The 7,866-nt window shown below is 72.8% G+C and carries 7 protein-coding genes; 1 reads left to right on the top strand and 6 read right to left on the bottom strand.

Features of this window, described 5'->3' with window-relative positions:
- Window positions 1–58 precede the first annotated feature (58 nt).
- Complete coding sequence (locus ACFQ8C_RS26960) at window positions 59–1,087, bottom strand: methyltransferase (RefSeq protein WP_383462124.1); 1,029 nt, start codon at window positions 1,085–1,087, stop codon at window positions 59–61.
- A gap of 54 nt (window positions 1,088–1,141) precedes the next feature.
- Window positions 1,142–2,206, bottom strand: a complete 1,065-nt coding sequence (locus ACFQ8C_RS26955) for a nitrous oxide reductase family maturation protein NosD (RefSeq protein ID WP_383462123.1) — start codon at window positions 2,204–2,206, stop codon at window positions 1,142–1,144.
- 187 nt (window positions 2,207–2,393) lie between these two features.
- Between ACFQ8C_RS26955 and ACFQ8C_RS26950 the strand changes: the two genes are divergently transcribed.
- Complete coding sequence (locus ACFQ8C_RS26950) at window positions 2,394–3,944, top strand: MFS transporter (RefSeq protein ID WP_383462121.1); 1,551 nt, start codon at window positions 2,394–2,396, stop codon at window positions 3,942–3,944.
- A gap of 157 nt (window positions 3,945–4,101) precedes the next feature.
- Here ACFQ8C_RS26950 and ACFQ8C_RS26945 read toward each other — a convergent pair whose 3' ends face one another.
- The 4 genes from ACFQ8C_RS26945 to ACFQ8C_RS26930 all read right to left on the bottom strand — a co-directional run bounded on the left by ACFQ8C_RS26945 (window position 4,102) and on the right by ACFQ8C_RS26930 (window position 7,483).
- Window positions 4,102–5,124 (bottom strand): iron-containing redox enzyme family protein, encoded by a 1,023-nt coding sequence (locus ACFQ8C_RS26945; protein ID WP_383462120.1) that lies wholly within the window; start codon window positions 5,122–5,124, stop codon window positions 4,102–4,104.
- Entirely contained in the window at window positions 5,124–5,369 is a 246-nt protein-coding gene (locus tag ACFQ8C_RS26940) for a CDGSH iron-sulfur domain-containing protein (protein ID WP_383462118.1), read from the bottom strand. The genes ACFQ8C_RS26945 and ACFQ8C_RS26940 overlap by 1 nt, the downstream gene beginning before the upstream one ends.
- Complete coding sequence (locus ACFQ8C_RS26935; protein ID WP_383462116.1) at window positions 5,353–6,039, bottom strand: HemK2/MTQ2 family protein methyltransferase; 687 nt, start codon at window positions 6,037–6,039, stop codon at window positions 5,353–5,355. The genes ACFQ8C_RS26940 and ACFQ8C_RS26935 overlap by 17 nt, the downstream gene beginning before the upstream one ends.
- Before the next feature lie 259 nt (window positions 6,040–6,298).
- Window positions 6,299–7,483 carry a zinc-dependent alcohol dehydrogenase gene (locus tag ACFQ8C_RS26930; protein ID WP_383462114.1) on the bottom strand — a complete coding sequence of 395 codons (1,185 nt, stop codon included), beginning with the start codon at window positions 7,481–7,483 and terminating at the stop codon, window positions 6,299–6,301.
- Window positions 7,484–7,866 lie beyond the last annotated feature (383 nt).

The following is a 7,866-nucleotide window of genomic DNA, read 5'->3' as shown; positions in this document are numbered from 1 at the left end:
CGCCCGCCCCGCGAACGACGCGGAGCGGGCGGCCTCGGGTCTTCCTCCTTCCCTCCCGTCAGGCGGGCACGGTGCACTCGAACGCGTGGAGGTACGCGTTGACCGGGCGGATCTCGCCGATGACGAGCCCCGCGTCCGTCAGCCGGTCGACCATGCTCTGCCGGGTGTGCTTCGCACCGCCGACGTTGAGGAGCAGCAGCAGGTCCATGGCGGTCGTGAACCTCATCGAGGGCGTGTCGTCGACGAGGTTCTCGATCACGACGACCCGGGCGCCGGGGCGCGCCGCCTTGCGGACGTTGGCGAGCGCCCTACGGGTGCTGTCGTCGTCCCACTCCAGGATGTTCTTGATGATGTACACATCCGCCTGGATCGGGATGTCCTCGCGGCAGTCGCCGGCCACCACACGGACCCGGGGACCGAGCGCGCCGCCGTCCCGCAGGCGCGGGTCGGCGTTCTCCACCACTCCCGGCAGGTCGAGCAGCGCCCCGCTCAGGGAGGGGTGCTTCTCCAGCAGACTCGCCAGGACGTGTCCCTGTCCGCCGCCGATGTCCGCGACGCAGGACACGTCCCCGAGGTCGAGGAGGTCCGCGACGTCCTGTGCCGACTGCCTGCTCGACGTGGTCATGGCACGGTTGAAGACGTAGGCGGACTCGGGCGCGTCCTCGTTGAGGTACGCGAAGAACTCCCGCTCGTACACGTCCTCGAAGACGTTCCGTCCGGAGCGCACCGCCTCGTCGAGCTTCGGCCAGACGTCCCACGTCCACGGTTCGGTGCACCACAGGGCGATGTACCGCAGGCTGTGCGGATCGTCCTCGCGCAGCAGCCGGGACATCTCCGTGTGGGCGAAGGTGCCGTCGGGCTGCTCGGTGAAGACCCCTTGGCAGGACAGCGCGCGCAGCAGCCTGCGCAGGGTCCGCGGCTGGGTCTTCACCGCCGCCGCCAGGTCTTCCACGGTCATGGGCGTGTCGCCCAGGGCATCGGCCACGCCCAGGCGGGCCGCCGCGCGTACGGCGGCGGCGCACGCCGCCCCGAAGACGAGCTCCCTCAGCCGCATCGGCGGGGCGGGAGACGGATCAACCGTTGTCATCTGTTCACCTTGTCCTTGCTGCGTGCCGTGGGAGATGCGGGGGAACCCGGTGGGTCAGCACATTCCGGCGGGTTCCGAGAGGGTGCAGGTGTTGCGGGTGAAGGTGTTTCCCCGACCGGTGTCCCGGTCGGCCAGGTCGGCGGGGCTGTTGCGCTTCACCACGTTGTCGCGGATCGCGTTCTGCTCGTTCGGGGCGCCCACGAAGCTCTTGAACAGCACGATGCCGCCCGAGAGCGGCGAGGTGCCCACGTTGCCGACGACCCTGTTCTTCTCCACCACCGTCTCCTCGGCGCCGGTGAGGACGATGCCCGAGCCTTGCAGGAAGGGCAGCCGGGGGGTCTTCGGGCAGTACTTGTTGTTGTCGTGGATGTGGTTCCGGCGCAGGGTCATCGCTCCGGCACGCGGCGTGGACTCGTCGCCCACCACGAACACCGCGGCGCAGTTCCCGGTCGCCTCGTTGTGGTCGACGGTCACGTTCCGCAGGCGCCTCACCGTGATGCCGATCCGGTTGCCCGACAGCCTGTTGTGCGTGATCACCGTCCCCTCGGCGTCGGTGGCACCGAGCTCCGTGTCGGTGGTGTTGGCCAGGAACAGTCCGGCGTCGGCGTTGTTCCGGGCGGTGTTGTGGCTGAAGACACCACGCGTGGATCTCTCCTGGGCGATGCCCCACTTCCCGTTCTCGTCGGCGGTCACCTTGCGGACCGTGAGCCGGTCGGTCCGGGAGGCCCACAGGCCGTTGTTGGTGAAGCCCCTGAGCGTGAGCGAGCGCACGGTGACGCCCTGGACGGGGCGGCTCTCCGTCCCGGTCACGCAGATGCCGTGACCGGCCTTGGCGCACGCGTCGTCGGCCACGGCGTCGCCGGGCACGAGGACGGTGGAGCCGCGGCCCGAGCCGAGCAGCTTCAGGCCCGAGGTGGTGATGCGGACGCTCTCGCGGTAGGTGCCCGGTGACAGGACGATGGTGTCCCCCGGCTTCGCGGCGTCCACGGCCTTCTGGATCGAATCGCCGGGCTTCACCAGGTGCACCTTCCGGTTCTCGGCACTGGGTGCGGCCGCACCCAGCCCCGAGGCCGTGAGGGCCACGGTGCAGGCCAGCAGGGCGATCTGTCGTGTGGTCATGTGCCGAAGCTAAGAGCGCGTATTCCGGCCTGCCACCGGTGATCCCCCAGGCGGACCTAGGCATACCTCCCTGCGGTCCACGCTCGGGCGTGGCGGGCGGGTCCTCACGGGAATCGCCGCTCCTCCGTGGATCATGGGGGGCCGCCGGGGGCACGTCTTCGGTGCGGCGGGCGGCGAAGGGGTTCGGATGCGCAAGTGGTGGCCCTTGGCCGCGATCTGTCTGGGCACGTTCATGCTCCTGCTGGACGTCACGATCGTGACGGTGGCGCTGCCCGCCATGGCGACGGACCTCGGCACCACGCTCACCGACCTGGAGTGGGTCGTCGACGCGTACGCGCTGGCACTGGCGTCGCTGCTGCTCGGCGTCGGTTCCCTCGCCGACCGGATCGGCCGCAGGAAGGTGTACCTCGTCGGGCTGGTCGTCTTCACCGCGGCGTCGGTGGCGTGCGCGGTCGCCCCGAACGCGGGTGTGCTGATCGGCGCCCGCGCGGTGCAGGGGATCGGCGCCGCCGGGATGTTCGGTACGACGATCGCCCTGCTCGGCATGGAGTACAGCGGCCGGCAGCGGGGGGTGGCCTTCGCCGTGTGGGGCGCCACCAACTCGGTCGCCGCCGCGGCCGGCCCGGTGGTCGGCGGACTCCTCACCCAGTACCTGGACTGGCGATGGATCTTCTTCGTCAACCTGCCGGTCTGTCTGGCCGCGGTCGTGATGACCCTGCGTTCCGTGCGGGAGGCCGGGGGCCGGGGCCGGGGCCGGCAGCGTGCGGACGTCCTCGGCACCGTCGCCTTCACGGTGGCGAGCGGCGCCCTCACGTTCGGGCTGATCCGCGCCCACTCCGACGGCTGGACGACACCCCTCACCCTCGGCCTGTTCACCACGGCCGCCGTCGCCCTCGCCCTGTTCGTCGCGGCCGAGACGAGGCACGAGCACCCCGTGCTCGACCTGTCCCTGTTCCGCAGACCGTCGTTCGCCGGCATCATGGTCAGCGCCCTGTTCCTGCAAGGAGCCGCGTTCGCCTCCTTGTTGTACGAGTCCCTGTGGATGCAGTCCGTCCTGGGGTACGAGCCCGTCGAAGCGGGTCTGTACATCCTGCCCATGTGCGCCTCCGCGTTCCTCGCGTCCGTGCTCGCGGGCCGCTTCGGCCCCTGGCCGCCACGGGTGACCATCGGAGGAGGGCTGGCGCTCATCGCCCTGGGCTCCGGGATGCAGGCCACCCTCGACGCGGGATCCTCGGGCAGCAGCCTCGTGGCGGGGCTCGTCGTCGCCGGTCTGGGCGTCGGGCTCGTGACACCCGGTCTGTCGGCGGCCGCCCTGGCCACGGTGCCGCCGGAGCGCGGAGGCATGGTGGGCGGCGCGGTCAACACCTTCCGCCAGTTGGGCTTCGCCCTGGGGATCGCCCTGTTCGGCGTGATCTTCCAGTCGCGGATCGAGGGGGTGCTGAAGGCCGACGGCGGCGTCCCCGACCCGCACGAGGCGGCCGTCGTCCTGAGCGGCGGACACGCCCGGTCGTTCGTCGCCGGCTGGCCGGAGGACGAACGCGCCGGGATGACGCACCTGGTGCGCGAGGCGTTCGCGTCCGGCCTGAACGCGGTGCTGGTCGTGGCGGCGGCGCTGGGAGCGGCGGCCTCACTGGTCGTCGTCGCGACGGTACGCGTCCCCACGGCCGACGCCGGGCAGCAACCGGAAGCGGGCACGGCCCCGGGCGGACAGGAGACGCGAGCGGACGCCGCCCTGTAGCGGCGGGCGCCCATGGCGCGAGACGTCGCACCCCCCGGCCGACGATCGGGCGGGAGCTCGCCGAGGAAGGCGGAGCGGGGCCACGGCGGCGGCGCGGCGTGCGCTCGTTCGCGGCCCGTGCCGGCTCCGGTGCCCCCACCGGCGGGGCGTGCCCGTCCTACTCCAGGGGGCGGCGCAACGCACTGGCTCCCCGGTCCCACGCCTCGCGGATGTGGTCGGCGAGCCGGTCCTCCAGCAGGACGGTCGCGGCGGCGCCGAAGGCGATGTCGGCCTCCAGGGCGGGCTCGTCGGCCAGGAGGCCGTCGACGACGCCGTGGCGCACCACCTGTTCGTGGACGGCGTCGGCCTCCACGTGTTCGGCGTAGAAGTGTTCGGCGGCGGCTCCCGCCCCGCACCGGCGCATCGCCCTGGCCAGGCGCCTGGATCCGGGTGGCGACGTGATCTCGACGCAGGCGAAGTGGCCGACGAGGGCACCCCGCAGAGCACGGTGGAGCCCGAAGAGGGACATCAGGTTCACGGTCGCCAGGAGGGGCGCGGGCGCGTGGTCCAGGTACCGGCCGTAGGAGCGGTCGAGGCCGAGGTCGTCCAGGAGGTCCGCGAAGAGCCTCGCGTGGACGCGGTCGGCGCGGCCGGCGCCGAACTCGTCGTACTCGATGGCGGCCATGGAGGCCTTGGCCCGTCCGGTGAGCCGGGGGATCACCCAGACGTGCGGGTCGGCTTCCTTGAGGTGGTAGAGGGAGCGCAGGGCCGCGTACTCGCGCAGCTGCCACAGCTCCCCGTCGGTTGCGAGGCGGTGGCTGAGGCTGCCGGTGAGGTCCACGGGCTCCACGAGAAGCGGTGCGAAGGCTTCCGCGACCGTCCGTGGCGTATCGGGCAGTTCGGCGCGCAGGGCGTCGAGGAACCGTGCTTCCACCGCCCGGCGCAGCCGCAGCAGATCGGGGTCCCACTCGCGGGCGTCGTCCACTCCCTCGAAGCCCCTGTAGTGCAGTTCGTACAGGAGGTAGAGGGCGAGCTGGAGGTCCTCGCCCCACGGGTCGGCCCTCGCCACGGTCCCGGGCCCGTAGCGCGGCGTGCCGCCCGACCCCAGGGCCCGGGTCACGGCGCGGGACAGCTCGCCCCGCGCCTCCACGAGGCGGGGAGCGGTGTCGGCGGCCACGGGGCTCGGGCTCGGAGGGGGCATCAGGGCTTCCTGTCCTCGGTGGGCCGGGCGACGCGCTCGCGGCGGCGGTGGCTGGTGTCGCACCAGGGGTACGTGCGGCTGCGCCGGCACGTACAGACCGCGACGGCGAAGCGGTCGGAGCGGGCGACCGTCCCGTCGTCCAGGACGATCTCGACGGGGCCCTCCACGAGGACGGGCCCCTGCGGGTCCACGCGCACCCGGCGGGCGGGCGTCCGGCCCGGGGTGTCGTCAGGGGTTGCGGGCACGGATGACCACCAGCTCTTCCCACTGCTCGTCCTCGCCCGCCAGGCCCTGCCGTTCCAGCCAGGTCCGTCGCGAACGCAGGACCGGTCCCCACGGGACGGAGGCCCGCGCCGCGACTCCGGCGGACAGGCCCTCGCCCGACAGCCGGTCCACGGTCGTCTCCACCCCGCACATCCCCGAGTGCACCATCAGCAGAACACCACCGGGACGCAGCAGAGCCGAAGCGGCCGCGCAGACACGGTCGATCACCAGGCGTCCGTCGGGGCCCGCGTCCCAGGCGCGCTCCGCACCCCGCAGGGGCGACCGGACCCCCGGAGCCGGCACGTACGGAGGGTTGGTCAGGACCACGTCGAAGCGTCGCCCCTTCGTCCGCGCGGCGAAGTCGCCGTGCAGGACGCGCAGGGGCAGTCGGTGGACCAGCGCGTTCAGTCGTGCCGTCGCCACGGCGGGCCAGGAGACGTCGACCGCCGTGACCCTGGCGCCCCTGCGCGCGGCGTGGAGGGCCAGTGCGCCGGTCCCGGTGCCGATCTCCAGGACGTCCGTGCGGGGTCCGACCTCCTCGTGGGCGAGGGCCGCGGCGAGCAGACGCGTGTCCGCCTGGGGCCGGTAGACGCGGGGAAGGGCGACCAGGCCGCCGGGGAGCGTCCCCGCGGTCGGAGCCGTGCCGGACATCGCCTACCTCACTTCCGGGTCCGCACGCGGCTCGCGTACGGGCCGCTTTCGTGGGCTACAGGGCTACAGGGCTACGGCCTGCGACTGCCCCGGGCAGGACACCTCATGCGCACTCCGGAGATCTTGGGCGCGTCCGACGTGTCCCGAAGCGGTGGCCCCCGCTCCCGGCCGCCCGCGGCCGCCGGCCCGTCGGGCTCGCCGTCCGCCGCGATGCCGGCCCGCCCGCGGGGGTGACCCGCCCGCGGGGGCGGCCCTCGCATCAGGGCGCGAAGAGGACCTTGACGACCCCGTCCCGCTTCTTCTGGAACATGGCGTACGCGTCCGGAGCCTGTTCGAGCGGCAGGCGGTGGGTGGCGAACTCGTCGACGCCGAGCGGGTCCCCGTCGCCGAGCAGGGGGAGGATGTCGTCGACCCAGCGCAGCACGTTGGCCTGGCCCATGCGCAGCTGCAGCTGCTTGTCGAACATGGTCAGCAGGGGCAGCGGATCGACCGCGCCGCCGTACACGCCGGACACCGAGACGGTGCCACCGCGGCGGACGAGGTCGATGGCGGTGTGGAGGGCGGCGAGCCTGTCGACTCCGGCGCGCTTCATCATGGCCGCGGCCAGCGCGTCCGGCAGGAGCGTGGTCAGGCCCTGAGCGGCTGCGGCGACACGGCTGCCGTGGGCTTCCATGCCCACGGCGTCGATGACGGCGTCCGGGCCGCGCCCGCCGGTGAGGGACCGGACGGCGTCGGACAGGTCGTCGCCGCAGTCCTTCAGGTCCAGGGCGTGGACGCCGCGTCGACGTGCCCTTTCCAGCCGCTCGGGGACGAGGTCGACGCCGATGACCGTACCGGCTCCGCGGTGAGCGGCGATGCGGCAGCTCATATCGCCGATGGGCCCGAGTCCGAGGACCGCGACGCTGCCTCCCGGCGGGACCGCCGCGTACGCGACCGCCTGCCATGCCGTGGGCAGGACGTCGGACAGGTAGACGAACCGGTCGTCGGGCGGCCCGTCCGGGACCGCGATCGGAAGGGAGTTCCCGAACGGAACGCGCAGGTACTGGGCCTGCCCGCCCGGGACCTGGCCGTAGAGCTTCGTGTACCCGAAGAGCGAGGCGCCGTTGCCGTGCTCCCGCACCTGTGTCGTCTCGCACTGGGACTGGAGCCCCTGGTCGCACATGAAGCAGGACCCGCACGAGACGTTGAAGGGGATCACCACCCGATCCCCCGGCCTCAGAGCGGTGACCTCCGGCCCCGCCTCCTCGACGACTCCCATGGGCTCGTGCCCCAGGATGTCGCCGGGATCGAGGAACGCCCCGAGGACTTCGTAGAGGTGCAGGTCGGAGCCGCACAGGCCGGTCGTCGTGATCCTGACGATCACATCGTCGTCGTCACGGATCACGGGATCGGGCACGGTGTCCACGCGTACGTCCCTCTTTCCCTGCCAGGTGAGTGCCCTCATGACGCCTCCTCGTAGACCGTGTCGGGTCGTGACGTGTCGTTGCCGTGGGTCGCGTCCGTCCCGCCGTCGCCTGAGCGCTTCCACCGTGTCGCCGTCGTCGGCGTGGGGCCGCCGCGGGCGAGGACCTCGCTCGGAACACCGCGTCGCCGCGCGCGGCCCGCACCCTGGGGTCGCAGGCCGCCCACGCACCGGGGGCGGGTGCCTCGACCGCTCCCTAGCACCCGCCTGCCCCGCGATCGACGGCAAAAACGGGCATACGGCATGATTCGACCTGCGGCAAGGGGTGTGACGGGTCCGACCGTGGCCATGCGGTGCCCCTGCCGGCGGCCCTGGACGAGGTGACCCGCCGGCCTCCGACGCCGGTGCGGTGCATCCCTTACCGG

Source organism: Streptomyces sp. NPDC056503 (assembly GCF_042794995.1).
Taxonomy (GTDB): domain Bacteria; phylum Actinomycetota; class Actinomycetes; order Streptomycetales; family Streptomycetaceae; genus Streptomyces.
Note: the sequence above shows the minus strand (reverse complement) of the source record. Positions and strands in the feature narration are given on the sequence as shown.